We start from the raw sequence: 25,150 nt of genomic DNA, 5'->3' as shown, positions 1-25,150 counted from the left end.
GCGGCGTGCTTTTGCTGGCGCTACCGATGGCCATTGGTCCACACGATAGGGTCGACCAGCCCAACATTATCGCCTCTGGGGCAAGCCCCGGCGTGAGCATGGCCGTCGTGCAGGCGCCATAAGCTCCCCCGGTCACCGCTGATGACGCGGTGCTGGTATCGTTGTCGTACCGGCTTTCCGGGGGGAAGAATTCTTGATTTTCGACAGTTATGAACTGATCCTGCTGTGCGCTTTCCTGGGACTGCTCAGCATCGCCATTACCGGGCTGTCGCAGCGCCTGGGCGCGCCGTCGCTGCTGCTGTTCCTGGTGGTGGGCATGCTGGCGGGAGAGGATGGCCCGGGTGGCGTGCAGTTTGACGATGTCGAGACCGCGTTCCTGGTGGGCAACATTGCGCTGGCGGTGATCCTGCTCGATGGCGGCCTGCGCACGCATGTCAGCAGTTTCCGTGTTGGCCTTAAGCCGGCGCTTTCGCTGGCGACGTTCGGTGTGCTCATCACCAGCGGGATTGTCGGCGTGGTGGCCGCGTGGGTGCTGGACTGGCCGCTGCTGAACGGCCTGTTGCTGGGGGCCATTGTCGGCAGTACCGATGCGGCGGCGGTGTTTGGCCTGCTGCATGGTGCCGGGCTGGAGTTGAAGGAACGTTCCGGTGCGACTCTTGAGATCGAGTCGGGCACCAATGACCCGATGGCGATTTTCCTGACGGTTTCGCTGCTGACGTTGCTGGACAGTGGCCAGACCAGCGGCTTTGGCATCACGCTGCTGGCCGAGTTCGCCCGGCAGATGGGCCTGGGCGCGCTGATGGGTATCGCCGGCGGCTTCCTGTTGCTGCCGATGCTGAACCGCCTGACCCTGTCCCGGGTACTCTATCCCTTGCTGGCCGTCTCGTTCGGGCTGTCTGTCTTCGGCCTGACCAACCTGTGGGGCGGCAGCGGTTTCCTCGCCATTTACCTGATCGGCCTGGTGCTGGGTAACCGGCCGCTGAACTACCTGCACGACATCCGCTGGCTGATGGACGGGCTGGCGTGGCTCAGCCAGATCACCATGTTCCTGTTGCTGGGCCTGCTGGTGACGCCGTCGACGCTGATGGACGTGATTTATCCCGGGCTGGTGATCGCCGCAGTGCTGATGCTGGTCGCGCGGCCCGTCGCGGTGGGCCTTAGCCTGCTGCCGTTCCGGTTCCCATTGCGCGAGCAGGTGTTTATCAGCTGGGTAGGGCTGAAGGGCGCGGTGCCCATCATCCTGGCGCTGTTCCCGTTGCTGACCGGGCTGGAGTACAGCAACACGTATTTTGAAGTGACCTTCTTCGTGGTGCTGCTGTCGCTCTGTTTCCAGGGCTGGACCATTGCGCCGCTGGCGCGCGGCCTGGGCCTGGACGTGCCACCGCACCCCGAGGACAGGGAGCACCTGGGCGTGGTGCTGCCGGGTGATGTCAGCCGCGAGTTGCTGGCCTACCGCATACACGCCGGCAGCCCGGCGGATGCCTACCACCTGGCGCGCCTGCCGGTGCCGCCCGGGGTGCGCCAGTTGGGCGTGGTCCGGCAGGGCGAAGTGTTGCCCCCCGACGACAACCTGGTGCTTAAACCGGGGGATTACCTGGTGCTTCTGACACCTTCACATGAAATTCCCGAGCTTCCAGTGCTATTCTCTGCGCTGCCGACGCCAACGCACCTGGCCGGCACGGCGTTCTTCGGGCACTTCACGCTGGAGCCCGAAGTCCGTTTTGAAGATGTATGCGCCAGTTATGGCGTGCAGCCGCCAGACGATTTGCGCGGGCTGGACCTGGACGCGGTCATCCGCCAGAGGGTCCACCGTTTGCCGGTCGTCGGTGATCACCTGCGGGTTGGAAACATCGACCTGGTGGTCAAGAAAATGGCGAGGGGGAAAATTTTGCAGGTGGGCCTGAAACTGCTCTCTGATTGAGGCGCGGGCCCCGGATGAATTTTCAGAGGGAGTGCGTAAATGAAGAATAAGAAATCGTGTCTCGTCGCGTTGCTGTCACTGGCCGCGTCGATGACAGCAGCGGCCGACGACGTCATCCTCATTGATGTCGCCCAGACCACCCAGGCGGTGGCGCACGAAAAACCCCCCATTGCCTACCCGGCCGGCACCCGCGCCAACCGACTCGAAGCCTGGGTCACCGTGGGCTTCACGATCGAGGCCGACGGCACCACCAGCGACATCGAAATCATTGACCAGAGCATGGAACGGATCTTTGGCGATGCGGCCATCGAGGCGGTCAGCGAGTGGACCTACGATCCCGCCACGCGCGATGGCGAACCCGTCGCCACGCGCTCGACCGCCCGCGTGATCTTCGCGCTCCGGCACCAGCGTGACAAGGTATCCAACGGCCTGGCGCGGCGCTTCAAGGGCATCAGCCGTGAGCTGGCCGAGGGCGACATCGACGGCGCGCGCGAGGGCATCGAGGCGCTCGACAAGCTCAAGCACCGCAGCCTGGCCGACGTGGTCTACATGGACTTCCTGCGCGCCGAGTACTTCGAGAAGATCGGCGACGACGTCCAGGCGCGCGAGTACCTGGAGCGTGCGCTGGTGGTGGCCGATATCGCCGTCGCACCGGCGACCTACCGGCAACTCCTGCGCTCCGCCATGCGCCTGGATGCACAGGCCGGCCTGGTGGCCGACGCCCTGGCGCATTACGACGACTTGATCGATTCAACCGGCGAGCTGCCCGTTACAGACCCCAGCGCCCAGCTGGCGGTCCAGCTCGAGCAGGCGATCGCCGGGCCTGAGCCCATTGTCCTGGACGCCGACCTGGAGCCATGCCTGTACTGCCTGGACGACTCCCCGTATGCCTGGTCACACCAACTGGCCCGCGGCCGCTTCAGCTTTGCCGAAATCGATGCTGCCGGGGCACAGGTGGAAGTGTGGTGCGGCGCGCAGTCGGCGCGTTTCACCGCCGAGGCCGACCTGGCCTATCGCGTCGAGACCGGGGAAGATGGCTGTAGCCTAAAGGTGCTGGGCGACCAGCCGGTTTCATTCCGGTTCGTGGAGTTGCCGCAGCTGAACTAGGCCGCGGCTGACCCCGGGCATGGTATTGGTGCCTGCCGGCTAGTAGCCGCTGACTTCGCAGGTACCGTCCTTCAGCGCGTTGTTGAACGCGTCCTCGCCATCCGGCGGCCCACCGGTCGTGAAGTAACTGCGGTAGTACGTGGCCATGGTCTTTCGCGTGGCTTCGTCATAACTGCAGTTCATCTCGCCATCGTTGGGCATCGACTCCCGGTAGTGACAGTTGCCGTTCTCTTCACCAACCACGGCCCGCGTTTCCTCGCCGCCCGTGAACGGATGTGTGAACGTGCATTCGAACGCCGTGCAGGCCTCCAGGTGATCGGGCAGGTCGCCGCAGGTGCCCACCAGGGGTTGCGCGGCGGCGGGCGCCGCAACCATGACCGCCGCCAGGCCAGCCATCATGATCGCGACGGCATGAGGGGTGCGAGTTTGGGTACGTGTCGATCGGTTCATGGTCGGGCCTCCTTGCTGGACTATGTTCAGTTATAGCAGCTGTAGGCGCGTTCTTCCCGTTCACTCGCCGTGTTTGCCGTCGCCCTCGTTTGCGGCATCACCTTTCATCGTGGCCAGCGTTTCAACGATATCGCGCAACTCGGCGCGTGACAGCAGCGAGTCGAAGATATCCGGCATGCTGGACGGCGACGTGAAGCCCTCGGCGATGGTGGCGTTGGGGTCGACGACAGCCTCAAGCAGGGCGCGACGGTCCATTCGCGAACCGATGCCCTGCAGGCTGGGGCCGGCGGCCTCGGCGTCCGGGTCCATGACGTGGCAACGCACGCAGGGCATGGCCGAGTTGCCCCAGTAGACTTTCCAGCCGGCCTTGCTGTCGCCACCCTCCAGGGCGTAGCTGAACGGCGCCAGCGGGTCGTCATCGGTAGCGGTGGCGGCTTCCCAGCGGGCCATGGCTTCCGCCACCTGGGTACTGTCGTGGGCATCCGCGGCCTCGATCAACTCCAGCTGTGCGGCTGCCGGTACCTCACCCGCAACCAGGCGGTCCAGGCTTTCGGCCAGCAGGCCAGCGGCGAAAGGCTGGTCGGTGGTGGCCAGCGTGTCGTAGGCGGTGCGTTGCTCATCGACGCTGCCCAGTGTCATCTCGCGCAACATCGTCGCCGCCGTGTCCGGCAGACGCTCGGTCATGATCGGCAGCGCCGCCATGCGCAGTTCCGGGGCGGCAGACTCGCCGGCCGCCCGGGCCAGTTCGAGCATCCGCGGGTCATCATTGGCGTTCAGCTGCTCGAGCGCGGCGGCGCGTGCTTCCCCGTCGATGTCGTCATCCAGCACCAGCGCTGCCAGGCTGTCATTGATGCCGGTCACGCCCAGCGCGGCGGTGGCGCTGATGGTGCTGGACAGGACGGCGGTGTCGCGCGACTGCAGCAGGGAATCGGCCACGGTAGCCAGTGCTTCGCGGGCCGGGGCCGGGTCGCGGTCGTCGAGGGGGCGGTAGACGCCCATGATACGGTCGCGATCGAATGGCGAGGCCCAGCTGGCCAGCTGGTCCAGGGCCTCGACGCGCAGGTTTTCGGGGTTGGCGTCGTCGGCCGCATAGCGGGCAAGGGCGGTGGCATTGCCGGGTTGGCCCAGGCGCAGCTGGGCATTGATGGCACGCAGCGCGACGATGTCGTTGCCCGCGTGCTCACCCTGCAGGGCCGCGGCGAGGTCGGCGTAGGCATCCGCGATCGGCACATCGTTGATGGCGCGTGCCGCCGCGAAGACGATCTGCTCGTCTTCATCATCCAGGAAGGCGGCGACACGGGCATCGGCGTTGCGGCGCATGACTTGCAGTACGGCCATGCGAACGGCAGCCGATTCATCGGTCATGGCGGCCTCGAGGGTGTCGCTTTCGGCGCTGCCGGCCAGGCCCATGATGATGGCGTGCTCCAGGTAGCGGTCCTGGCCGTTGTTGACCCGGGCGGCCTCGAGCAGGGCGGGCGCGGCGTCGGCATCGCCGAATTTGCCCAGGCTTTGCGCGGCGAAGAATTTCACCCGGGCGTCGTCGTCCCGCAACAGGTCGACCAGTCGTGGCACCTGCCCGGCAACGCGGTGGTCACCGGCCAGTTTCGCGGCCTGGGCGCGGACCTCCGCGACGTCGGCCGCCAGCAATGCGGCGATGGCCGTCTCGGCACCCTCATGACCGTGGCCGGCCAGGATACCCAGGCCCCAGGTGGCGTGCAGGCGCGCGTGCAGGCCGGCGTCCGGGTCATTGGCGATAGCCGTGAACAGGCCCAGCGCGTCGGCGCCGCGCGACGCCAGTTCCAGTTGCGCTTCCAGGCGCACGTTCCAGTTAGGGTGCTCGAGCAGGCTGGCCAGTTCGATGTCTTCCCGGCCGCTCATGCCCCCGGCGATGATGGCCTGTGCCTGGCGAACTTCGTCGCTGGCCGCGTGGTCCGGATGCGAAATGGCATAGACACGGCCGCGGTTGGATTTCGGCCAGCCGTCGACCCAGTCGAGTACGTAGAAACGGCCGTCCGGACCGAAGGTGACGTCGGTGGGCAGAAGGTTCTTCACGAACGCTTCCTTCTCACCCAGGCGGTAGCTGGCGCCATCGGACTCCAGCGTGTACGACCACACGCCGCTGGTGGTGGTGTTGCCGCGGAAGTGGGTGATGAACAAATGCCCCTGGTAGTCCGGCCCCAGGCCGGTGCCCGGGTAGTAGGCGATGCCGGATGGGCCGTCTTCGAGCAGGAACAGCGGTGGCAGCGCGAAACGCGGGAAGGCCTCGTTGTCGTCTTCCCACCAGCCCTCGGACATCCACACGCCGCCATTGCCCATGGGCGGGTGCTGGTGGCCGATGACCCAGCCGGAATCACCGCCTTCCACGACCTGCACCAGGCGCTCGCGGTCGCCCATGTCACCGTCGTTGTCGCCGGTAAACAGGTTGCCCAGTTCGTCGAAGGCCAGTTCCTGCGGGTTGCGCAGGCCGGTGTGGACCAGTTCCAGGCCGGTGCCGTCGAAGTTGGCGCGCATCACGCCGCCGGTATCGGGCAGGTCGACGCGGGCGCCGTCCGGCCCCTCGACCACGGCGCCGCGGTCGCCGACGGTGAAGTAGAGCTTGCCGTCCGGGCCAACGGCCAGGCCGTGGAAATCATGGCCGGTGAAGGAAAAGTGCACGCCAAAGCCGCGCAGGATCTCTTCGCGCGAGGTGGCGCGGCCCTCGTCATCGATGCCGCCCAGTTTCCACAGCGACGGGATATTGGTCAGCCAGACATCGCCCTTGCGCGCCAGCACACCGGAGGCGATGCCATCCAGCGTGGTGTTGAAGCCGGCCGCGTACTCGGACGACTGGTCAGCCACGCCGTCGCCGTCGGTGTCCTGGATCAGCCGGACGCGTTCGCTCTCGACTTCCAGCTTGCGTGCATCGTCGCCGAAGATGGCCTCGATGCCGGCCGCGCGTTCCTCGATGGTGCGGAAGGCCATGTCGTTTTCCAGCATCGGCATGTAGGAGCGGATATCCAGCGTGCTGGTGCCGTAGCGGTAGGTCTCGGCCACGTACAGGCGGCCCTGCTCGTCGAAATCAAATGCCACCGGGTTGGCCAGCAGCGGCTCGCCGGCCCACAGCTCGGCGACCAGGCCGCTGCCCTCGGGCAGCTCAAGGTTGTTTACCGCGTCGGCGGTCTGGTCCGTCGCCGCGTCAATTTTCGCCGCCGCCTGGCGGCCCTGGTCGGCGATTTCCAGGTTGGGCGTGTCGGCGACGACGGCGGTGATGGTGGTGGCGAGCAGGGCAGTGAGGGAGAGCCGGTATTTCATCGGAGACAACCTTTTCTATTTATTGGCATGTGACAAACTCGAGCTGAGACGGCATTATCCGACGGCGCAGGACGTCATGCCAGCGCTGTCTTTCCACCAAAGCAAAGAGAACCGGGCTCATGATGACACGCAGACACTTTATCGCCGGATCGGCCGGGCTGGCCCTGGCGTCCACCACCGCGAAGGCCGGTTACGACGGCACCTGGTTCGACATCTCGCTGGCCCAGTGGTCGCTGAACAAGGCCTTCTGGAGCGGTGAAAAAGACAAGCTGCGCTTCGCCCAGATCGCCCGCGACGAATTCGGCATCACCGCCATCGAGTACGTCAACCAGTTCTACCAGGACGGGTTCTCGGACAAGACCGTTGCCGAACTGGCGCGCGTATCGCGCGAAGAGGGTGTGCGCAACGTGCTGATCATGTGCGACCGCGAGGGCCGCCTGGGTGATCCAGATGCGGCGGCGCGGACGAAGGCCGTCGACAACCACGTCAAGTGGATCGAGGCGGCGCGCGCGCTGGGTTGCCATGCGATCCGCGTCAACGCGGCCTCGGAAGGCGCTTTCGATGAGCAGATGCAACTGGCCGCAGACGGCCTGCGCCGGCTGTCCGAGATTGGCGATACCTACGGCATCAACGTTATCGTCGAGAACCACGGTGGCCTGTCCAGCAACGGCGCCTGGCTGGCGGCGGTGATGCGCACCGTCGACCACCCGCGCTGCGGCACACTGCCGGATTTCGGCAACTTCGTCATCAACCGCGACACGGGCGAGGACTACGATGCCTACCTGGGAACGAAACAGCTGATGCCGTTCGCCAGGGGCGTCAGCGCCAAGACCTTCAACTTCGACGCCGACGGCAACGAGTCCGGCCTGGACTACCCACGCCTGATGGAGATCGTCCGCGCCGCCGGCTACCGCGGCCACGTGGGCATCGAGTGGGAGGGCGACAGCCTGGATGAGCCCGCTGGCATCATGGCCACGCGCAAGCTGCTGGAGCGCATGGGCGGCCGGGTTTGAATCGGCGGCCGTTCGCCACTATCTGAAGCGCCATGAATCATTCCGAATTGCCTCCGCGCCGGCTGGTCGGCGCGGCCATCCTTGCCTTTGCCTGCGCTAACGCCTGGGCCCAGGCCGAGCCTTTAGAAGAAAACGACCCCGTGCTGGAAGAGGTCCAGGTGCTGGGCACCTGGCTGCCCGTGACAAGGGTAGCCGAGGGCCAGCAGACCCGCGTGGCCACGGCCATGCTGCAGCGCAGCCAGCCCGTCGACCCGGAGCAGATGCTGGCGCGCCTGCCGGGTGTGTCCGTCAGCCGGGCCGGTGGCTCCGGTGGTGTGTCCGAGGTCTTCCTGCGCGGCGCCGAATCCAACTTCACCGCAGTGCTGGTCGACGGCATGCGCCTGAATGATTCGGCCAACACGCGCGGCGGCGGCTTCGATTTCTCCACGCTGGCCAGCCTTGAGCTTGGCCAGGTGGATATTGCCACCGGCGCCATGTCGGCGACCTATGGTTCCGACGCCATGGCGGGTGTTATCCAGGTTGAAACGCGTTTCCCCGGGGCCGGTGAAGGCTGGGCCGCCGGCGAATGGGGCACCGATCACGGCTGGCGCGCGGGCGCGGCGCTGGGCGGCGCGGTGGGCGATACGACCATCGCCGTTCGCGCCACCGGCGAGGACGCGGGTGACGCCATCGAGGGCGCCTCGCTGGAACTCACCACGCTGTCCGCGAAACTGGACGGCCGGCTCGGTGATGCCACCGACTGGCGCCTGGTGTTGCGCGCCGCGGATCGCCAGCGCATCAGCTACCCGGAAGTCAGTGGCGGGCCGGAATACGCCGTTCTGCCTGACCTGGAATATGCCGACGGCCAGTCCCTTGGCGGCTCACTACTCGTGGATACCGAACATTCCGATCGCTGGTCGTCTGAATGGCTGGCCAGCTGGTCACAGATCGAAGACGACATCGCCACGCCGGCCGTGCCGCCGGGAGTGCTGGACGGCCAGCCCGCGTATACCAGCGACACGCATTACCGCCGTGGTGAACTGCGCTGGGTGAACCGCCTGGCACTGGGCGATGCCGGTGCGCCCGACCTGGCGTTGGGCGTCGGTTTCATCGACGAAGACGGCTACGACGCGGGCACCATCGACCTGGGCTTCGCCGTGCTGCCCAACAGCTGGACCCTGGACCGCCAGACCGCGTCGGCCTTCGCCGAGCTGGGCGGGCGCTGGGGCAGCGGCTGGGTCGCCAACGCCGCCGTGCGCGGCGACCACACCGAGGGCGACACCCGGGTCTCCGGCAAGGTCGGCCTGGGCCACGAGAACGTGGCCGGCGGCCAGGCCTGGCTGCGCGCCGCCAGCGGCTTCAAGCTGCCCAGCTTTTTCGCGCTCGGCAATCCGCTGTATGGCAACCCCGACCTGGAGCCGGAGACGGTGCGCAGCATTGAGGCCGGCTGGGAGCGCGACTTCGCAGACCGCTTCAGCCTGGGCCTGGCCGCATTCGCCAGCCGCTACGAGGACCTGGTTGATTTCGATTTCGAGAACTTCACCAACGTCAACCGCGGCAAGGTGGACATCAGCGGCGTCGAGCTGCGCGGCGGCTGGCAGGTCAGCAACGACTGGCGCCTGGACGCCGACTGGGTGCTGGCCGATATCGACAGCGAGGACGGCCCGCTGCGCCGGCGCCCGGAAGACACGGGCGGCCTGGGCCTGACCTGGTCACCGGACGGGCCGTGGTCGCTGTTCGCCAGTGCGCGATATGTTGGCGAGCGACTGATCACGTCCATTCCCACCGGTGATGTCACCGACCCGGCCTACTGGCTGCTGGACGGCACGTTGCGTTACCGCGCGGCCGGTGGCTGGTCCGCCTGGGCCGCACTCGACAACGCGTTCGATGAAGACTGGCAGGACGCCCCTGGCTTTCCCGCGCCCGGGCGGCGGCTGCGTTTGGGCGTCGAACTGGGTTTCTGAGCCTTCCGGGCCGTCAGCCGAACGGGTTGCGGTCCGAGGCCAGGTAGTCGGCCTCGGCCGGAGTCGTTTCCCGGCCCAGTACGTCATTGCGGTAGGGAAATCGGCCGAACTCGTGGATGCAGCCGGCGTGCTCCAGCGCGTATTCGAGCGTGGACTCCGCCTGGTCGCGCAGCGCCGTGAACATCTCCACGCTCAGCGCCTGCAGCGCAGGGTCCTCGGCATGCATCAGCGGCATGTAGAAAAACTGCCGCTGCGACAGCGCCAGGGTCTCGTCCATGCCGGCGTCGATGCCGTCCACCACCAGTCGCTGGCAGACCTCATCCATCGCCCAGGTCCTGGGTGAGCCGCGAAAAATATTGCGCGAAAACTGGTCCAGCACGATCACCAGGGCCAGGCGCCCCAGCGCCGTTTCTGCCCAGTCATCGAGCTCACCGGCATGGGCCTGCTCAACCAGCGCCCCGAACCGGGCGGCGATCTCGGCATCCAGCGCCTCGCCGCCGCCGTACCATTGCGAGGGCCGCAGTTCGCGGAACCAGAAATCGAGGACCTGCGCGATGCCCGGGTGGTTAGAAGCCATGGTGCGGTACCTGGTTGGGAGTCGCGGCCAGTTTATCGTGGAATACCGCGTTGGGCCGCTTCACTGACATAATGGCGACGGATATCGAGCCAAATCGGAGTCGCGTGCCATGAAACGATTGTTGTTCATTCTCGCGGGCCTCGCGGCCCTTGCCGTCACCCTGATCCGCGGCATTGCGGGGGGCGAGGGCGACCTGGCCCTGCTGTTGGCTGCCCTGGAAGGCAACCCCATTCGCGGCGTGGTGATCATCAACTGGCACGCGCTTACCGCAGTATTCGGCCTGCTGGCCGTGGCGCTGTTTTTCTCCGCCTGGCTGTCGCGGCCGGTGGGCGTCATCGTCGGATTGCTGGCCGCCGGCACCTTCGGCACCACCTGCGCGCTGTTCATGGCCGTCGCCGCCGCCGAAACCGGATCACCGTTTACGTACTTTCCGTATATCCCGCTGGGAATCACCGCCACGCTGTCATTCCTGGCGGCGCTGTCGGCGGGCATGGGGCGCCGCTGAGCGCCCGCGTGCGCGGGTTCAGCTGATATGGGCGCCGCGTGTGCCCACATAGACCGCGTAGACGGACTGGCTGGCCGTCATGAACAGGCGGTTGCGCTTGGCGCCGCCAAAGCACAGGTTCGAGCAGATTTCCGGTAGCTGGATCTGGCCGATGCGCTGTCCATCCGGCGCGAAGATGTGCACGCCGTCATAGCCTTCACCCACCCAGCCGGCGCTGGCCCAGATATTGCCGTCAACATCCGCGCGGATGCCGTCCGCGCCGCCACGGCGGCCATCCAGCACCATGCTGGCGAATGGCCGGCGATTTCGTAACCGCGCGCCGTCGACGTCCCAGGCCATGATGCCTTTCGCATCGTCGCTGTCCTCGCCCAGGCCCGTATCGGTGACGTACAGGGTGCGGTAGTCGGGTGAGAAACACAGGCCGTTGGGCTTGTGGATTTCATCGGTGACCTTGCTGACCGCGCCCGACTGCGCGTCGATGCGGTACACCGCCTCCTTCAGTTCCAGCTCGCCACGCTCGCCTTCGTAGTCACCCATGCTGCCGTAGCCCGGGTCGGTGAACCAGATCGAGCCGTCATTCGGGTGCACGACCACGTCGTTCGGGGCATTGAAACGCTTGCCCTCGAAGCGCTCCGCCAACACCGTCCGCTGGCCGTCGTGTCCGTAGCGAACAACAGCTCGCAGGTGCTCGCAGCTGATCTGCCGGCCCTGGTAGTCGAAGGTGTTGCCGTTGCTGTTGTTCGATGGGTTCCGCAGCACGCTGGTCGCGCCGTTCTCGTCCAGCCAGCGCATCTGCCGGTTGGCGGGAATATCGCTCCACAGCAGGTAGCGACCCACGGCATTCCAGGCCGGGCCTTCGGCCCACAGGTTGCCGGTATGGATGCGTTGCACCGGCGTGTTGCCAATGCGGTAACGGTCGAACCTCGGGTCCAGGCTGACTAGCCGTGGGTCGGGGTAGCGCACCGGCTGTTCCGGCCACGGCATCGCCGTCTTCGCGGTCAGCACCGCGCCAAGCGCCAGGCCGCCACTGAGCATTTGCCGACGTTTCATGATGGCAGAGCCTTGATGAACAGCGTCACCAGCGGCAACTCGCCCACCTGGCGGCTCCAGTGGCCGTGAACCTCGGAGTCGAACGTGGCCCCCTCGGGCAGCGTGTCATTCGAGAAAAAGTGCTCGCCGGCCGAGAACACCCGCCGCTCTCCGCCAGGCAGACCGATTTCCATCTGGCCGGAAAGGATGAATACCCACTGCGGCTCGCCGCTGCAATGCACGGCACTGTGATACCCCACCGGGCTCTCGCGCCACTGCATGCCCCGCGTCGGCTGGATATCGGAAAGCCGCAGTTGCTCATGGCCACCGGGCAGGTCGACCGGCCGCTCAACAATCCGGGCGCGCCCGTCATCGCCGGTCTCAAGGATCACAGAGGTCAGGTTTTTCATGTCGGCCATTCTAGCCGACAAAATCAACCGCATTGGACACAGGTGCTACTGCACTGTCGTGCTTTGTCGTTCCTTTTCAGGTCTTGTCGCTTGTGCCGAAACCCCGAAATTTCCAGAATCGAGTGACAAGAGTGGACGCGCATCCGGCGTCCCGCACACGACAAGGAGTACGTCATGAAAGGGGATTCGTTCGACTTCCGGGCAATCAAACTGCCAACGCTGGTGTTGCTGGCCGCACCGCTGGTTTTTCCCGCCGTGTCCGCCCACGCGCTTGAATGCGCCAATCGCGCCGGCGGCGCCGCATGGGCGACAGCCCCGGACGACAACGGCCTTCCGGTCTCAACGGCCTGTGGCAACGCCGCCGTCGCGTCGGGCGTCGGTGGCACCGCGCTGGGCAGCGGCGCGGAAGCCCTGGGCCAGAGCAGCACCGCACTGGGCATCGGCACGGAAGCGCTGGGCGAGAACGGCATCGCGCTGGGGAATGACGCGATGGCTGCCGAAGAAGAGGCCGTCGCCATTGGATGGATGGCGGAATCACTGGGGGTTGGTGGTGTTGCATTGGGTGGATCGGCCGATGCCGGCGATTCACTGGCGACCGCGGTGGGCCTCAGGGCGGAAGCGCAGGGAATAGCCAGCGTAGCCCTGGGCAATCATTCTTATTCGTCAGAGGACTTCAGCATCTCGATCGGTCACGCCACGAACTTCCTTTGGATCGATGGCGATTACCTGCCCAATGGCAGTTCTTCCATCGCCATTGGGGCGAACAGCCGCGCGAGCGGTGATGATGCCGTTGCAATTGGGCCCTTTGCGATCGCCGCCGGCAACCGCAGCGTGGCGATTGGGAACCGGGCAGTGGCGCAGAACAACAACACCATCGTGCTTGGCTCCATCCCCGGCTTTCACGGCGCTCCCGCGTATGCCGACGTCGCGATCGGAACCACCGCCCCACTGGCGCCACTTCACGTGGCACGCAACAACGGCGCGGCCGGCATCCTGGTGACCGAAACCCACCAGGCGACAGGCCCGCGCACGCTGCTCGAACTCGAAAACAACGGCAACCCGGAGTTCAGGCTGACCAATACCGCCAACAACAACTCCTGGGTGTTCAGCGCCGGGCTGCGTTTCGTGGTCAAGAACAACCTGGGCGACTGGGTGATGCGAGTGACCGATACCGGCGACATGGAAATCGGCGGTGATATGAATGTTGGTGGCACGCTGACGGAGATGTCCGATCGCAACGAAAAGCACGCCGTCGAGCCACTGGCTGGTGAATGGGTGCTGGAAAAGCTGGCGCAGGTGCCGGTGTCGGAGTGGTCATACAAGGGCGAGGCTGCTGACCAGCGCCACATCGGCCCGATGGCGCAGGACTTCTATGCCGCTTTCGGCCTGGCGAGCGGCGAGACGCGAATCTCGGCACGCGACATGGCCGGTGTGAACATGGCCGCCGTCAAGGCGCTGGAAAATCGCAACCGCGAACTGGAAATGAAAAACGCAGCACTCGAAGAACGCCTGGAACTGGTTGAGTCGCTGGTGGCCCAGCTCCTGCCGAAGACTGCACAGAACTGACGAAACAGGAATGGTGCCCGGGGGCGGAATCGAACCACCGACACGCGGATTTTCAAGAGCTACAGCGGATTCGGTGGGCTAAAGAAAACAGTCACTTGCGGTGTTTGCCTTGTTGATCATGTGCTGGTTTCAGCCTAAAAAATGCAGTTAATCGTAAAAAGGACGGCACAAACCTGACACGATGAGTCTTTAGTCTTCTCTATGTAGCGATTTACCAAGTATTTCCACAACGGGGTTGACCGATTGAACGTCGGCCTCTTGGCCTTCGTATCCAGTTCTTCGATTCGAAAAAGCTGCCTGAGATGTTTGTAGCAAAATTGCATCTTTAACAGCGGGATCGTCGCTACCTTCAACGAATGCCCTAAATGTTCCAAGTGCATTTGCACGATGCTTATTAAGAGTTTCGTTGTGTTTTGCAGATCGGAAGTTTTTGGCGCTCCAGAAAATCCCAAACGACAAAACTGAAAGCAAAATCACTTTACTAAACACATACTGAATCGCATCAGGAATGTCTGCGGGTTTGTAAGTAAAGCTTAGGCATACGAAGACAATTGCCACAGCTAACGTCACACCAGATATCGCAATTGTGGCCTTTAGCCAGGTTCTTGCTCCGTTGGCATGAGCTGTTGACTCAGTGAGAAAAATTTGTGCGTTTGTCGAAACTCCTGCTTCCGCCGCTTGCTCCTTTACTGCATTGAGAGCCTTCTCAGCTTCCTGCCTATAGTTGTCGAGTAGCGTTTTGAAAGACTGCGCTTCTTCGCGCATCGTCGCATGATAGCCCTTGGCTTCCCGCTCAATTCTCGCGTAGTCGGTCGCCTGTGTCGCTGTAAAGGCCAAAGGGATGGTCAGCGGTTCCATTACGGAGTCGTATGCTGCTTTAACCTGATTGATGATTTGCGTACAAACGTCAGCAGGCGAATTTTGATTGAGTTCGAAATCCTGCACATTGTTAATGTGGCCTTTTAAATTATTGCAACCGGCAATAATTTGGTTAACTTGACTTGTGGTTAGCCTGGAAATGTCCCTTTGGTTAAGTTGTTTGATGATGTCTAACATTTCCTCAAAGTATGGAACCGCTTCTTGGAAATTTATGTCACGCGAAAGCTCTTCCTTGCGGGCGAGAGACGAGGGGCTGATGTTTGACAGTTCAGCCAAGAGCTCTTTCGCATTTTCAATTTTCTCGTTTCGTTTTTCTGGAGGCGTAGCCATATCTATTTACCCTTGTAGTTAACCGTTATTTTGGTTGTTCTTGCATTTGAGATTGAATTGGGTCCTTAGTGACAAGAGTGAATTTCTGGAGCTGGTCTCATCCAACACTTGCTTGAGAATGGTTTGCATAAGTTGGCCAATCCGGCTTGTACTCATCCGATTGGTCACCCCAAGTGGTCCAGCCGTCGCGAGAACCTCGGGCAAACAGCTCTAGATATGGTCCCCAACTGCAAGACTCGATAATTGAATACATCTCGTCCGGCTTTCGAGAATGCTCACGTTTTTGCGTCCGCATGATATTGACCTGGCTGCGGCCTGGATCGAGAGTTCTGGCGTTAGTTCCCTTGATGCCAAAGAGAACAATTTCCGTTGTGTTCCTGAAATAAAAACCGACACCGCGTCCGTCAGGGCCTCCATCCTTTCGCACTTTGTGCCAGATCAGGTTTGTTTTGTACGTGAAACCCCAAGCCTCCATCACTTCAAGGCCTTCCTTGAGCAGGGCGTTAGGGACCCAGAGATAAAGGTGTGCCCTGTCTTTTGTTACGGAATCGACTGGAATCGAGACAATATCTTTGAGAGGCAATGTTCCATAACGTGAAAGCCGCTTATGTTCTGGCGCGACTTTTCCGGTTTTGTTTATGAACTGCCAGGGCGGGTCGGCCAAAATCGTAGAGAATTTTTGTCCGGCAACCGTCTTCTTAAAGTCACTTGCTACATCAGTCATCTGATTCTTCCATTAAAAGTCTTGGTGTGATTCCGAACACCAGAACGGGGCACCCGCCATTTCTTCCTGCCTCGAGGCGAGGGATTAACTTGCCCATGTGCGTTGTACTTGCGCCATATTTCGCTTTGTAGGCTTTTACCTGGCCAGTCTTTGGGTCTTCGTAAGTTCCAAGCTCTACAAAAAGTGTGTCCAATTCGTTACTACGAGTAACCAAGATGCCAACGCTTATTTCATCAAAATCAAAAAAGGTCCGAAATGCGTAAAGGTCTCGATCATACGTCTGATCTTTGCTATTCCATTCGAAGTCAAAGGCAACCCGGTCTTTTAGGTAATCGACCTTGTGCGTGTCAGAACTCACCGTTCTTTCACCGACTAACGTCCTGGCTTGAAGCTTTTTTTCCTTCCAGCCAAGCGGTTTCAAAATTTCTGAAAACTTCTTAGGAAAACCACTTTCGTTCCCACCTGGCTTTTTGATGTCATCGACCGTAAATCGAAACGTTCTCAAAGCCTGATAAAGCTCTCTGGCTTCATTTGGGAACTCATTGGCGAGTATTGCTGCGGCATGCTTGAAATCATGAATCTCGTACAGCTCGGCGATGTCGACGGGGATGTAGTCTTTCCAGATCATGTTCGTTGTTAGTGTGCTTATGGAAATATCGCTTAAGCATACCAGCACCAAATTTTCTTAAGGGGTAAACCAATGCCAAAAAAGAAAAGGATGAGCAAAAAGTCGAGGCGATGGCTTCAGGACTTCAGAAACCATTACTACGAGTTTAATTCTGATCGCGCGGAGGTGGCCGATAGCCTAAAAGAAGGGTCTGAAAAAGCCCTGGATTTGTTCAGAACGGTTCCGCCGTGGGGTGAACTCTACTCCGTGCCACCCGGCGAGATTGTGGTTTCGTTCTTTGTAGCGGTTGGTTTCCAGGAAAAGCTATATGACTTACTTGGGTCTGATAGGTCGCTGAATAGTTACCAAGAGTTCTTTAAAGGCTTTTGGGAAGGAGAGGGCGGTGAGATGGCAGAAGACCGCCTTGATGCAATGCCAGATGACGAGCGAGGTGACGTTCTGGCTTTATTGTTCGCGATGGTTGGAAACATGGATGGTTTGAAGTCCTACTACAACACGATTTACGACCTGATTAAATTGGTCGAGGAAGGGGGCGCGGAACGTTCGCGTAAGGCGTTTTTCCAGGCAATCGCCACGGATCGTGCGGCTGTAGGCAATTCTGTGATCGCAAAAAGAATTTGTTTAGCCCAGATTGCTAACGACACGACCTTCATGGGTGAGTTGAGTAAGGCAATTACCAGGACGATTCCAAAGCGTAAGAAAAAGCTCGATGATTTTCGTTACATGGCCGAAGTCATAGACGAAATTCGAGGCCTTAGAACCTACTCGATTGAGGATCTGACAGACGTGTTTACTAACACATTGGAAGTGTTGCCGAAAAATATTTCATCGGATTCTGTTAAGAAAAACCTGCAAGATCGAAGGGTTGCGAAGCGGGGAAGTGAAAGCGCGGTCTGACTTCCTCGTCAACGCCGTAGTTGGGCGATAGATAGTTTGGCCATCTTTCACAAAATGGAGATGGCCAATGTCAAGTTGTAAGAAAACTAGTCAAACGAAGTCGCGGGATGACGCAAAGGCGCGGGTCGGGACACAGAATCCTTCTGGTCCCGCCGCGCCTTCGGCGCACACCGAAACGGTATCGGAAGGTGCGCCACTTAGTAACACAGCACCTTCTAATTACATTGATTGCGAAACTAAAGTCTTCAGAACAGGAATAGACAGTCTGTATCTTTCTTGGTCGGGTGATCTGTTTCCGGAAATAGAGAGTCACTTCGACACTCTCAAGGACTTTGCGCAGTCAACACAACCTGGTGAACAGGCAAAGGCAGTTCAGCCGATTCTTGATCACCAGTTCGAGTTGATGGGTTACGGGCGGCCCCGTTTCCCCTTTGTCCTCGCTGACAACTGGTTTGATATTCAATTGTCACGCTCCACGGCACATTCAATGCCGCTTGCTGTTGCTCAAATCCGAAGTGAAGTGCTCGCCAATAGTGGGCCTGACAGAGTAATTCCAAAGCTCGAACAAATCGTTTCGAAGTTTGGGGAAGCGGAACATCAAAAAATCAGTCGACTAGATATCTGTGCTGATTTTTACACCGACCATGACTTATCCGGACTTGATGTCATCGACTGGATCACCAAGTGTGATGCGATCGTCAAACGATATAGCGGCAAACGATTTACAGGATTCTCATTCGGCCATGGCGGTCCCATCGTCGTCAGGTTGTACGACAAGGCATATGAGATAGAGAAGAAGTCCGGCAAAACTTTCTTCTATCCGCTTTGGGCGAAAGGAGGGTGGATGGGTGAACTTCCAGTTTTCCGGTTGGAGTTTCAATTTCGGAGAGAAGCACTTAAAGAATTTGGTATCGAGTGTGCAAATGACCTGAACGACAAGCTTGATGGTTTGTGGCAGTACTGTTGTCAGAAGTGGCTTCGCCTGGTTGTTCCCAACCCTGCCGATTCGGTACAGACACGATGGCCGATTCACCCCGTTTGGGAGGCCTTGCAGAGCGCGCGATTCACAGATGTGAAAAACCCATTGCCGTTGGATCGCAGTCGGAAAGAGCGGTTGCCTTCGGATGAATCCATGTTCGTTCAGGGAATGTGGGGATTAACCACTTTTATGGCGGCAAGGGGAATCAAAGACATCGAAACCGGGTTCCGTGAATACATTGTTTCCGCTGCCGAACATCACAAGACACGGAAGAGCAGCGAATTTTCATTTGCTCGTTACCTTCGTAATGCGTTGGAAAAGAAGGCCCGTAAATTCAATAAACGCTTGGATTTGGATGAATCCAGCCTGAGTCCGGAAGCGTACAAAAAGGCCAGGGACGGCGAATGAACGGTGAAAACGCTCGACCTCAAATCCGCGGCCAGTTTCCTTTGCATGTCAGCGTCTGCACTTCGCGAAAAAGCCAAACTGGGAATCGTTCCAGCCGCAAAGCCAGGCAAACAATGGGTGTTCATCGAGGACGATCTTGTGGCCTACCTTCGCTCGTTCTATTCTGGGCGTGGGCAAGCACCGCAACGTGACCCAAGTGAGGAGAATTCACTATGTCACTATTCAAACGCGGTGAAACCTGGTGGGTCCGCTTTACCGCGCCCAATGGACGGCGAATACGCCAGTCTGCTCGGACTACGGACAAGCGGCTCGCGCAGGAGTACGAAGACACGTTAAAGGCAAGACTTTGGCGTGAGATTCAGCTCGGTGAGAAACCGAGACGCACCTGGCAGGAAGCTGTGGTGCAGTGGCTCCGGGAAAAGCAGCACAAGGCGGATATTCGGCAGGATCGGTCCAAGCTTCGCTGGTTGGACTCGCACCTCGCGAACCATTACCTGGATGAGATTGACCGGGAAACGGTTTTCGAGATCGGGGAGACCAAGCGGCTCGAATCGTCACCTACGACAGCCAACCGCTACCTCGCACTAATCCGGTCAATCCTCCGGATCGCTCGCGATGAGTGGGAATGGCTGGATCACATCCCCCGCGTCAAGCTCTACCCGGAACCACGCCGGCGGGTAAGGTGGCTGACCCACCAGCAGGCTGCACGCCTTCTGACGGAGTTACCCACCCACCTTGCAGACCTGGCGACCTTCACGCTGGCAACAGGGCTGAGGCAGCGCAATGCGTCTTTCCTCAGATGGGAGCAGGTCGACCTCCGGCGTGGGATGGCGTGGGTACATGCGGATGAGTCGAAGTCTGGCAAGGCCATCGTTGTTCCCCTGAATGACGACGCGCTTGAAGTCTTGCGACGGCGCCACGGAGAACACCCGGACTACGTTTTCACGTACAACGGCGCTCCGGTAGCGCGAACCACCACCAAGGCCTGGTACAAGGCTCTGGATCGGGCAGGGATTTCGGACTTTCGCTGGCATGACCTGCGCCACACCTGGGCCTCTTGGCACGTTCAGGCGGGAACGAGCCTACAGGAGCTTCAAGAGCTTGGTGGCTGGTCCTGTCAGGAGATGGTGTTGCGGTACGCCCATCTGGGCGGTGAGCACCTGAAACGGGCGTCGAGGCGCATAGAGGGCACAAACCTGGCACAAGATGCCCGCCAGGACCATCTAAGGCTGATCGCAAGTCGTTGAATAAGATGGTGCCCGGGGGCGGAATCGAACCACCGACACGCGGATTTTCAATCCGCTGCTCTACCAACTGAGCTACCCGGGCACTGGGGGATCTTGCAGTCGGCCATTGTAACCCGAAAAGGTCACGGATGGCCGTGAGGCGCGGTATTAAACCCGCTTGGGGGCTTCAAGTCAACCGTCGCGGTGCCGGGCGGCTGTGAAGCCGGCCCGGCGCCGCGGACGTGGGGGTCTGTGGTCTAGCTGGCGGCGTCGAAGGCGTCCTTCAGCCAGCGCTTCACATCGGCATCCACGTCGGCGGGTTTTTCCAGCCGGATCCTATGCGAGACCATGGCGTTGAAGCTGCCCGAGGCCTCCAGTCGGCCTTCGGGCTCGCGGCCCTTCAGGTTGATGCCCAGGTCGACGCGGGTCTTCGTCGACGGCTGCACCAGCGCGAACTGCTTCTTGTGGCGCAGGCTGACGTAGGCCTTCTTGGGCGACAGTTCCAGGCCATCACCGAAGCCCTCGACGATCTTGATGACCTTGTCATAGATCGGCTTCAGGTCGGCCTTGGGGCCTGCGTACTGGGCCGCGACCAGGTCGGCGTTGTCGTGCTGGTCGGCGCTGGATTTCAGGGTCCGGTGCGCGACCAGGTTGGCGTAGCCGTGGGTGAAGCCGTGGTCGGTCTTCAGCCACTTCACGATCTCGCCGTGTTTGCCCAGGCCGGAGGCTTTGACCTGTTTCACCCAATAGTCGATGGGGTGGCCGGTCTTCTCGGCGATGTTCGCCTCCATCTTGGCGACTTGTGCGTCGGCATCCATGGCGTTCCCCTTACATCAGGCCGAAGACCAGCCCGTACACGGCAAACTGCACCGCGTGGTAGCCGGCGTTGATGAGCCAGAGCTTCAGGCTCTTGAGTTCGAACAGGTAATTCACCCCGAACGAGGTCGCCACCCAGGCCAGGCCGATAATCAGCCCGGAGTGCAGGGGTATGAACAGGCTCTCGGAGCGCTCACCGAACAGGCCAATAAACATCGAGAACGCCATCGCGGCCAGCAGGCAGAGCACGAAGGCGATACCAAAAATCTTGCCCTTGTTGGCGGCGTTCAGCTGCTCATCCGACAGCCCGGTCTCGCGTTGCCATGCCTTGGCGAACAGCAGGGGCGAGTACCAGATGCCGCCGACGACAAACGCGGAAACGGCGGCGACGATTGTGGGTAACCATTCGATGGGAGGCATGGGTTTCTCCTTTGTTGTGTGTGTCGAGCCTTGAATGTACGCCGTTCTTTTTTGGGCGTATTGTAAAAATGTTGCGCTACCAGTCTTCCATGGTGGCGCTGCCGCCCGGTGCCGCGCGGCGCAGGTAGTCTTCCGGCGTCGTGCCGCAGAATTCGCGGAAGTCGTGCGCCAGGTGAGCCTGGTCGTGGTAGCCAAAATCCTCGGCCAGCGCGGCCCACTGGTCCGGGCCGTTGGCGGCCAGGTGGCCCATCAGGGCGTCGATCCGGACCACTCGGGCGTAAGTCTTCGGGGTCAGGCCGACTTGTTCGCGGAAGCGCCGGCCAAGCGTGCCGCGGGTGGTGCCCAGGTCGCGGCAGAGGCTGTCGATGCGCTGGCGGCCCAGGCTGTTGCGAATGCGGCGCGAGGCCTCGACCAGGGTGTCGTCCTGGCGGGCGCGAAGGTCCAGGCGGGCGCGCAGGTCCTGTTCGAGCAGGTCGAAACGGGTGAAGCAGTTGGGGGCCTCGGCCAGGCGCTCGTGCAGCAGTTCCCCCTTGCCGCCCCACAGGTCGCTGGTCTCGGGAACCCGGCAGGCAACTTCGTTCATCGGGGTTCGCAGCAGGCGCCAGGTGCCCCAGGGTTTCAGGCGCGCGGCGACGAAATGCGAGCCGCCGGTGGTTTCGATCAGCAGCCAGCGCCGTTGCAGGCCCGACAGCCAGCCGCCGTTGTGATCCATGTCGCAGTCGCGGCCATCCATCGACAGGATGCGGTGCTCGCCCCTCAGGTTGAACATCAGTTCGACCTGGGTGCGCGGCAGGATTTTCTCGCGCATCGGCGGGATGTTGCCCCAGCCTTCCCAGTAGCAGTCGACGACGTCGGCCAGGTCGGGGGCAGGCTGCGCCTCGATCATGTTCCAGCGGCCGATGGGGGTCTCGACCGACAGGTCGCGGCAGGCGCGCGTGAAGGTGTGGCCGGGCGTCTGGAACAGCGTGCCGGCCAGGTGCATGGCTCAGTCCTCGGGCGGCACGTAGCCGTCGGGGGCGGCCGAGCCGTCACCGAAAAAGTACTTGTCCATCTCGCCTTCGAGGAACTTGCGGTGCTCGGGGTTGATGGGGCTCAGGCGATTCTCGTTGATGAGCATGGTCTGGTGCGCCAGCCAGCGCTGCCAGGCCTCGGCGGACACGTTGTCGAATATGCGCTGGCCGAGTTCGCCGGGGTAGGGCGGTTTCGCCAGCCCGGGGGCCTCGCGTTCGAGGATGATGCAGTTCACGGTGCGGCTCATGCGCGGGTCGACTCCAGGATGTCCAGTACCGGTTTCGGAATGCCCAGCCTGGCCCACTGCAGCGGCGCGAACCAGTCCAGGTGCTCCGCGCATTCTACCCCGAGCGCCAGGTCCTGCGTGCCCGTGTCGCCGGGGCGTTGCCCATCGGCGGTCAGCGGAATGATCTCCAGCTTCAGGTGGGTGAGCAGGTGGCTGACGGCGGGAAGCGCCTTCAACTGCACTTCCGAAAGGCGGAATCGCTCGGCCAGGGCCTGGCGGGATTCGGATTCCGGAAAGCACCACAGGCCGCCCCAGATGCCCGCGGGCGGGCGGCGCTCGAGCAGCACGCGGCCGCGCCGGTCAAAGTGCACCAGCATGTAGAGCCGCCGCTGGCCGATATCGCGTTTCGGCCTGGGCGTGGGCAATTCGCCGACACGTTTCTGTCGGCGGGCCTGGCAATCGTGCCGGACCGGGCATTCGTTGCAGCGGGGATTGCGGCGGCTGCAGACCGTGGCGCCCAGGTCCATGACGGCCTGGGTGTAATCGGCGCCATGGGCCGTGGGCAATCGCGTTTCCGCCTGCGCCCACAATTCGCGCATGACGGCGCTGCGGCCGGGCCAGCCCTCGATTGCGGCGTGCCGGGACAGCAGTCGCTTGACGTTACCGTCCACCACCACGGCCGGGCGGTCGTGGGCCTGCGAAATGATGGCGTTGGCCGTGCTGGCGCCGATGCCCGGTAACGCGGCCAGGGCCTCGGCGCTGTCGGGCAGTCGACCGTCGTGGTCGGTCATGCACCGTTCCGCGGTGGCCTGCAGGTTGCGGGCTCGGGCGTAGTAGCCCAGCCCCTGCCAGGCGCCCAGGACATCATCGATAGTGGTGTTCGCCAGCGAGAGCAGGTCCGGGAACCGCGCCATGAAGCGCTCGAAATAGGGGATGACGGTGGCGACCTGGGTCTGCTGCAGCATGATCTCGGAGACCCAGACACGATATGGCGTGCGTGGGTGCTGCCAGGGCAGGTCGTGGCGGCCGTGGACACGCCACCAGGCCAGCAGCCGCTCGGCGAACGGCGCGGCTTCAGCCAAGTGGCAGGATGGCGTTGATAAAGGTGCCGGCGTCAAACGGCCGCAGGTCGCGCGCCGACTCGCCGACACCGATAAAGCGAATGGGCACGCCCAGCGACTCGGCAATGGCGAACAGCACGCCACCGCGGGCGGTGCCGTCGAGCTTGGTGACCGTGATGCCGCTGACCGGAACCGCGGCATTGAATTCCTTTGCCTGGTTCAGCGCGTTCTGGCCGTTGCCGGCGTCGACCACCAGCATGACCTCGTGCGGCGCGGTGTCGTCAAGGCGCCCGAGCACCCGGTGAATCTTGCGCAATTCCTCCATCAGGTTGGACTGCGTGTGCAGACGGCCGGCGGTGTCGGCGATCAGCACGTCGACGCCTTTCGCCTGCGCCGACTGCAGTGCGTCGAAAATCACCGCGGCCGAATCGGCGCCGGTGCTTTGCGCCACCACGGGCACGTCGTTGCGCTCACCCCAGGATTTCAGCTGCTCCACGGCGGCGGCGCGGAAGGTGTCGCCGGCGGCCAGCATCACCTGCAGGCCGTCCTGCTTGAAGCGCTGCGCCAGCTTGCCGATGGTGGTGGTCTTGCCGGCGCCGTTGACGCCGACCATCAGGATGACAAAGGGCTTGCGGCCCGCCGGCACGTCCAGGAACTGCTCGCAGGGCTCGATGATCTCGAACAGCTCGGCCTGCACTGCGGGCAGCACCTGGTTGGGCTGGGTGATCACGCCGTTGTCGACCGCCGCGCGCAGCGCTTCCATGATGCGCAGGGTGGCCGCGACGCCGACATCGGCGGTCAGCAGCGTGGTTTCCAGGTCATCAAACAGGTCGTCGTCGATGCGGTCATAGCCGTCGATCAGGGACTGCAACTGGCGCCCGAACTGGCGGCGGGAGTCTTCCAGCCGGCGGTCGAGCGCCTCCTGGCCATCTTTTTCCACCGGCCGCAGCTGCACATCCTGCACGGCGCCGGTTTTGGCCTTGTTCTTGCGGAATATTCTGAACATGAACGCGATATGCTATCAGCCTGGTGAAACTCAAGTCTGAACGGTGCGTCCCATGAAACGGAAACCGCCCGGCCAGGTCCGCATCATCGGCGGCGAATGGCGTGGCCGCAAGCTCCCCGTGCCCGATTTGCCCGGTTTGCGGCCCACCGGTGATCGGAGTCGCGAGACACTGTTCAACTGGCTGCAGGCCGATGTGCCTGGCGCCCGCTGCGCCGACCTGTTTGCCGGCAGCGGCGCGCTGGGCTTCGAGGCCGCATCGCGCGGGGCCCGTCATGTCGACATGGTTGAGATTGCGCCGCTGGCGGTCAGTTCTCTGGCCGAATCACGTGCCACGCTGCGCGCCGACAATGTCGACATCCATCGCGCCAACGTCCTGGCCTGGCTGCGCCAGGCCGAGCCCGACAGCCTGGACATCATTTTCCTGGACCCGCCGTTCGATTCCGGCCTGGCCGTGCAGGCGCTGGAGCGCATCCAGGACAACGGCTGCGTGGCGCCCGGGGGGTGCGTTTATGTCGAATCGCCTTCGAAGTTTCCGGAGCTGGTCATGAGGGCGCCATTTGCTCTTGCCCGCGACAAGGTGGTCGGGGAGTCGCGACTGCAGCTTTTCCGGCGTGGGTGAGGGTGTCGCGGGGCCGGAGGTGGGTTGGGGTCTCGCCGGACACGCTGTGAATACATCCCTGTACGCTCATCGGCGGCATCCATGCCGCCGAAGGTCCGGCGCGACCCC

General features: G+C 62.2%; 24 protein-coding genes and 1 tRNA gene. 10 read left to right on the top strand and 15 right to left on the bottom strand.

Going from position 1 to position 25,150, the window contains the following annotated elements:
• Nucleotides 1–193 precede the first annotated feature (193 nt).
• Entirely contained in the window at nucleotides 194–1,921 is a 1,728-nt protein-coding gene (locus tag F3N42_RS11085; protein WP_318190955.1) for a potassium/proton antiporter, read from the top strand.
• A 39-nt stretch (nucleotides 1,922–1,960) separates the two neighbouring features.
• Nucleotides 1,961–3,028, top strand: coding sequence for an energy transducer TonB (locus F3N42_RS11080; RefSeq protein WP_150864533.1), 1,068 nt, complete (start codon nucleotides 1,961–1,963; stop codon nucleotides 3,026–3,028).
• Nucleotides 3,029–3,067: 39 nt separating this feature from the next.
• On the opposite strand, the gene F3N42_RS11075 is transcribed toward F3N42_RS11080, so the two are convergent.
• Together F3N42_RS11075 and F3N42_RS11070 are read right to left on the bottom strand one after the other, a co-directional pair.
• Nucleotides 3,068–3,478, bottom strand: coding sequence for a hypothetical protein (locus F3N42_RS11075; protein ID WP_150864532.1), 411 nt, complete (start codon nucleotides 3,476–3,478; stop codon nucleotides 3,068–3,070).
• Nucleotides 3,479–3,538: 60 nt separating this feature from the next.
• Complete coding sequence (locus tag F3N42_RS11070; protein ID WP_150864531.1) at nucleotides 3,539–6,769, bottom strand: DUF7133 domain-containing protein; 3,231 nt, start codon at nucleotides 6,767–6,769, stop codon at nucleotides 3,539–3,541.
• 119 nt (nucleotides 6,770–6,888) lie between these two features.
• On the opposite strand from F3N42_RS11070, the gene F3N42_RS11065 reads away from it, so the two are divergent.
• Both F3N42_RS11065 and F3N42_RS11060 read left to right on the top strand, forming a co-directional pair.
• A complete protein-coding gene (locus F3N42_RS11065; protein WP_224784865.1) occupies nucleotides 6,889–7,782 on the top strand; it encodes a sugar phosphate isomerase/epimerase family protein in 894 nt (297 codons plus the stop codon).
• A gap of 32 nt (nucleotides 7,783–7,814) precedes the next feature.
• Complete coding sequence (locus F3N42_RS11060; protein ID WP_150864530.1) at nucleotides 7,815–9,725, top strand: TonB-dependent receptor plug domain-containing protein; 1,911 nt, start codon at nucleotides 7,815–7,817, stop codon at nucleotides 9,723–9,725.
• A gap of 13 nt (nucleotides 9,726–9,738) precedes the next feature.
• On the opposite strand, the gene F3N42_RS11055 is transcribed toward F3N42_RS11060, so the two are convergent.
• Complete coding sequence (locus F3N42_RS11055; protein ID WP_150864529.1) at nucleotides 9,739–10,302, bottom strand: DUF924 family protein; 564 nt, start codon at nucleotides 10,300–10,302, stop codon at nucleotides 9,739–9,741.
• Between the two features lie 109 nt (nucleotides 10,303–10,411).
• On the opposite strand from F3N42_RS11055, the gene F3N42_RS11050 reads away from it, so the two are divergent.
• Nucleotides 10,412–10,807 (top strand): hypothetical protein, encoded by a 396-nt coding sequence (locus F3N42_RS11050; RefSeq protein ID WP_150864528.1) that lies wholly within the window; start codon nucleotides 10,412–10,414, stop codon nucleotides 10,805–10,807.
• A gap of 18 nt (nucleotides 10,808–10,825) precedes the next feature.
• Here the strand turns inward: F3N42_RS11050 and F3N42_RS11045 are convergent, their stop codons facing one another.
• Complete coding sequence (locus F3N42_RS11045) at nucleotides 10,826–11,857, bottom strand: SMP-30/gluconolactonase/LRE family protein (protein WP_150864527.1); 1,032 nt, start codon at nucleotides 11,855–11,857, stop codon at nucleotides 10,826–10,828.
• Nucleotides 11,854–12,246 (bottom strand): cupin domain-containing protein, encoded by a 393-nt coding sequence (locus F3N42_RS11040; RefSeq protein WP_150864526.1) that lies wholly within the window; start codon nucleotides 12,244–12,246, stop codon nucleotides 11,854–11,856. Before F3N42_RS11040 ends, F3N42_RS11045 begins: the two co-directional genes overlap by 4 nt.
• 174 nt (nucleotides 12,247–12,420) lie before the next feature.
• Here F3N42_RS11040 and F3N42_RS11035 point away from each other — a divergent pair, with 174 nt between their 5' ends.
• Nucleotides 12,421–13,812, top strand: coding sequence for a tail fiber domain-containing protein (locus F3N42_RS11035; RefSeq protein ID WP_150864525.1), 1,392 nt, complete (start codon nucleotides 12,421–12,423; stop codon nucleotides 13,810–13,812).
• A 189-nt stretch (nucleotides 13,813–14,001) separates the two neighbouring features.
• Here the strand turns inward: F3N42_RS11035 and F3N42_RS11030 are convergent, their stop codons facing one another.
• The 3 genes from F3N42_RS11030 to F3N42_RS11020 form a co-directional block, all read right to left on the bottom strand.
• Entirely contained in the window at nucleotides 14,002–15,021 is a 1,020-nt protein-coding gene (locus tag F3N42_RS11030; protein WP_150864524.1) for a hypothetical protein, read from the bottom strand.
• Nucleotides 15,022–15,118: 97 nt separating this feature from the next.
• Nucleotides 15,119–15,745 carry an MT-A70 family methyltransferase gene (locus F3N42_RS11025; RefSeq protein ID WP_150864523.1) on the bottom strand — a complete coding sequence of 209 codons (627 nt, stop codon included), beginning with the start codon at nucleotides 15,743–15,745 and terminating at the stop codon, nucleotides 15,119–15,121.
• Nucleotides 15,738–16,373: a BglII/BstYI family type II restriction endonuclease gene (locus F3N42_RS11020; RefSeq protein ID WP_150864522.1), complete on the bottom strand. Its 636-nt coding sequence runs from the start codon at nucleotides 16,371–16,373 to the stop codon at nucleotides 15,738–15,740. Before F3N42_RS11020 ends, F3N42_RS11025 begins: the two co-directional genes overlap by 8 nt.
• 72 nt (nucleotides 16,374–16,445) lie before the next feature.
• On the opposite strand from F3N42_RS11020, the gene F3N42_RS11015 reads away from it, so the two are divergent.
• The 3 genes from F3N42_RS11015 to F3N42_RS11005 all read left to right on the top strand — a co-directional run bounded on the left by F3N42_RS11015 (nucleotide 16,446) and on the right by F3N42_RS11005 (nucleotide 19,904).
• Nucleotides 16,446–17,270: a hypothetical protein gene (locus tag F3N42_RS11015; protein WP_150864521.1), complete on the top strand. Its 825-nt coding sequence runs from the start codon at nucleotides 16,446–16,448 to the stop codon at nucleotides 17,268–17,270.
• A gap of 67 nt (nucleotides 17,271–17,337) precedes the next feature.
• Nucleotides 17,338–18,657 carry a hypothetical protein gene (locus F3N42_RS11010; protein ID WP_150864520.1) on the top strand — a complete coding sequence of 440 codons (1,320 nt, stop codon included), beginning with the start codon at nucleotides 17,338–17,340 and terminating at the stop codon, nucleotides 18,655–18,657.
• Between the two features lie 212 nt (nucleotides 18,658–18,869).
• On the top strand, nucleotides 18,870–19,904 hold the full coding sequence (locus F3N42_RS11005) for a tyrosine-type recombinase/integrase (RefSeq protein WP_150864519.1): 1,035 nt from the start codon (nucleotides 18,870–18,872) through the stop codon (nucleotides 19,902–19,904).
• A gap of 6 nt (nucleotides 19,905–19,910) precedes the next feature.
• Here F3N42_RS11005 and F3N42_RS11000 read toward each other — a convergent pair.
• From F3N42_RS11000 to ftsY, 7 genes are all read right to left on the bottom strand, one after another.
• Nucleotides 19,911–19,986 (bottom strand) — tRNA-Phe (locus F3N42_RS11000).
• A 154-nt stretch (nucleotides 19,987–20,140) separates the two neighbouring features.
• The gene (locus F3N42_RS10995) at nucleotides 20,141–20,701 is read right to left on the bottom strand and encodes a DUF4287 domain-containing protein (RefSeq protein ID WP_150864518.1); all 561 of its coding nucleotides are present in this window, start codon (nucleotides 20,699–20,701) and stop codon (nucleotides 20,141–20,143) included.
• A 10-nt stretch (nucleotides 20,702–20,711) separates the two neighbouring features.
• On the bottom strand, nucleotides 20,712–21,119 hold the full coding sequence (locus F3N42_RS10990; RefSeq protein ID WP_150864517.1) for a DUF1761 domain-containing protein: 408 nt from the start codon (nucleotides 21,117–21,119) through the stop codon (nucleotides 20,712–20,714).
• Nucleotides 21,120–21,195: 76 nt separating this feature from the next.
• Entirely contained in the window at nucleotides 21,196–22,101 is a 906-nt protein-coding gene (locus tag F3N42_RS10985; protein WP_150864516.1) for a helix-turn-helix domain-containing protein, read from the bottom strand.
• Nucleotides 22,102–22,104: 3 nt separating this feature from the next.
• Entirely contained in the window at nucleotides 22,105–22,377 is a 273-nt protein-coding gene (locus F3N42_RS10980; protein WP_150864515.1) for an oxidative damage protection protein, read from the bottom strand.
• The gene (gene mutY / locus F3N42_RS10975; protein WP_150864514.1) at nucleotides 22,374–23,438 is read right to left on the bottom strand and encodes an A/G-specific adenine glycosylase; all 1,065 of its coding nucleotides are present in this window, start codon (nucleotides 23,436–23,438) and stop codon (nucleotides 22,374–22,376) included. The genes F3N42_RS10980 and mutY overlap by 4 nt, the downstream gene beginning before the upstream one ends.
• Nucleotides 23,431–24,423, bottom strand: a complete 993-nt coding sequence (gene ftsY / locus F3N42_RS10970; RefSeq protein WP_150864513.1) for a signal recognition particle-docking protein FtsY — start codon at nucleotides 24,421–24,423, stop codon at nucleotides 23,431–23,433. Before ftsY ends, mutY begins: the two co-directional genes overlap by 8 nt.
• 52 nt (nucleotides 24,424–24,475) lie before the next feature.
• Between ftsY and rsmD the strand changes: the two genes are divergently transcribed.
• Entirely contained in the window at nucleotides 24,476–25,042 is a 567-nt protein-coding gene (rsmD, locus tag F3N42_RS10965; protein ID WP_150864512.1) for a 16S rRNA (guanine(966)-N(2))-methyltransferase RsmD, read from the top strand.
• Nucleotides 25,043–25,150: the final 108 nt, after the last annotated feature.

This window comes from Marinihelvus fidelis, assembly GCF_008725655.1.
GTDB classification, from domain to species: domain Bacteria; phylum Pseudomonadota; class Gammaproteobacteria; order Xanthomonadales; family SZUA-36; genus Marinihelvus; species Marinihelvus fidelis.
The sequence above is the reverse complement of the archived record's forward strand: the minus strand, read 5'-3'. Positions and strand labels throughout refer to the sequence as shown.

Bases quoted from the DNA above. Each gene is read 5' to 3' on its own strand.
- F3N42_RS11015 (WP_150864521.1), top strand. From the start codon at position 16,446: ATGCCAAAAAAGAAAAGGATGAGCAAAAAGTCGAGGCGATGGCTTCAG.
- F3N42_RS10990 (WP_150864517.1), bottom strand. From the start codon at position 21,119: ATGCCTCCCATCGAATGGTTACCCACAATCGTCGCCGCCGTTTCCGCG.
- F3N42_RS11080 (WP_150864533.1), top strand. From the start codon at position 1,961: ATGAAGAATAAGAAATCGTGTCTCGTCGCGTTGCTGTCACTGGCCGCG.
- rsmD (WP_150864512.1), top strand. From the start codon at position 24,476: ATGAAACGGAAACCGCCCGGCCAGGTCCGCATCATCGGCGGCGAATGG.
- F3N42_RS11020 (WP_150864522.1), bottom strand. From the start codon at position 16,373: ATGATCTGGAAAGACTACATCCCCGTCGACATCGCCGAGCTGTACGAG.
- F3N42_RS10995 (WP_150864518.1), bottom strand. From the start codon at position 20,701: ATGGATGCCGACGCACAAGTCGCCAAGATGGAGGCGAACATCGCCGAG.
- F3N42_RS11050 (WP_150864528.1), top strand. From the start codon at position 10,412: ATGAAACGATTGTTGTTCATTCTCGCGGGCCTCGCGGCCCTTGCCGTC.
- F3N42_RS11060 (WP_150864530.1), top strand. From the start codon at position 7,815: ATGAATCATTCCGAATTGCCTCCGCGCCGGCTGGTCGGCGCGGCCATC.
- F3N42_RS11055 (WP_150864529.1), bottom strand. From the start codon at position 10,302: ATGGCTTCTAACCACCCGGGCATCGCGCAGGTCCTCGATTTCTGGTTC.
- F3N42_RS10980 (WP_150864515.1), bottom strand. From the start codon at position 22,377: ATGAGCCGCACCGTGAACTGCATCATCCTCGAACGCGAGGCCCCCGGG.
- F3N42_RS11035 (WP_150864525.1), top strand. From the start codon at position 12,421: ATGAAAGGGGATTCGTTCGACTTCCGGGCAATCAAACTGCCAACGCTG.
- F3N42_RS11045 (WP_150864527.1), bottom strand. From the start codon at position 11,857: ATGAAACGTCGGCAAATGCTCAGTGGCGGCCTGGCGCTTGGCGCGGTG.
- F3N42_RS11075 (WP_150864532.1), bottom strand. From the start codon at position 3,478: ATGAACCGATCGACACGTACCCAAACTCGCACCCCTCATGCCGTCGCG.
- ftsY (WP_150864513.1), bottom strand. From the start codon at position 24,423: ATGTTCAGAATATTCCGCAAGAACAAGGCCAAAACCGGCGCCGTGCAG.
- F3N42_RS11065 (WP_224784865.1), top strand. From the start codon at position 6,889: ATGATGACACGCAGACACTTTATCGCCGGATCGGCCGGGCTGGCCCTG.
- F3N42_RS11030 (WP_150864524.1), bottom strand. From the start codon at position 15,021: ATGGCTACGCCTCCAGAAAAACGAAACGAGAAAATTGAAAATGCGAAA.
- F3N42_RS10985 (WP_150864516.1), bottom strand. From the start codon at position 22,101: ATGCACCTGGCCGGCACGCTGTTCCAGACGCCCGGCCACACCTTCACG.
- F3N42_RS11070 (WP_150864531.1), bottom strand. From the start codon at position 6,769: ATGAAATACCGGCTCTCCCTCACTGCCCTGCTCGCCACCACCATCACC.
- F3N42_RS11040 (WP_150864526.1), bottom strand. From the start codon at position 12,246: ATGAAAAACCTGACCTCTGTGATCCTTGAGACCGGCGATGACGGGCGC.
- F3N42_RS11005 (WP_150864519.1), top strand. From the start codon at position 18,870: ATGTCACTATTCAAACGCGGTGAAACCTGGTGGGTCCGCTTTACCGCG.
- F3N42_RS11025 (WP_150864523.1), bottom strand. From the start codon at position 15,745: ATGACTGATGTAGCAAGTGACTTTAAGAAGACGGTTGCCGGACAAAAA.
- F3N42_RS11010 (WP_150864520.1), top strand. From the start codon at position 17,338: ATGTCAAGTTGTAAGAAAACTAGTCAAACGAAGTCGCGGGATGACGCA.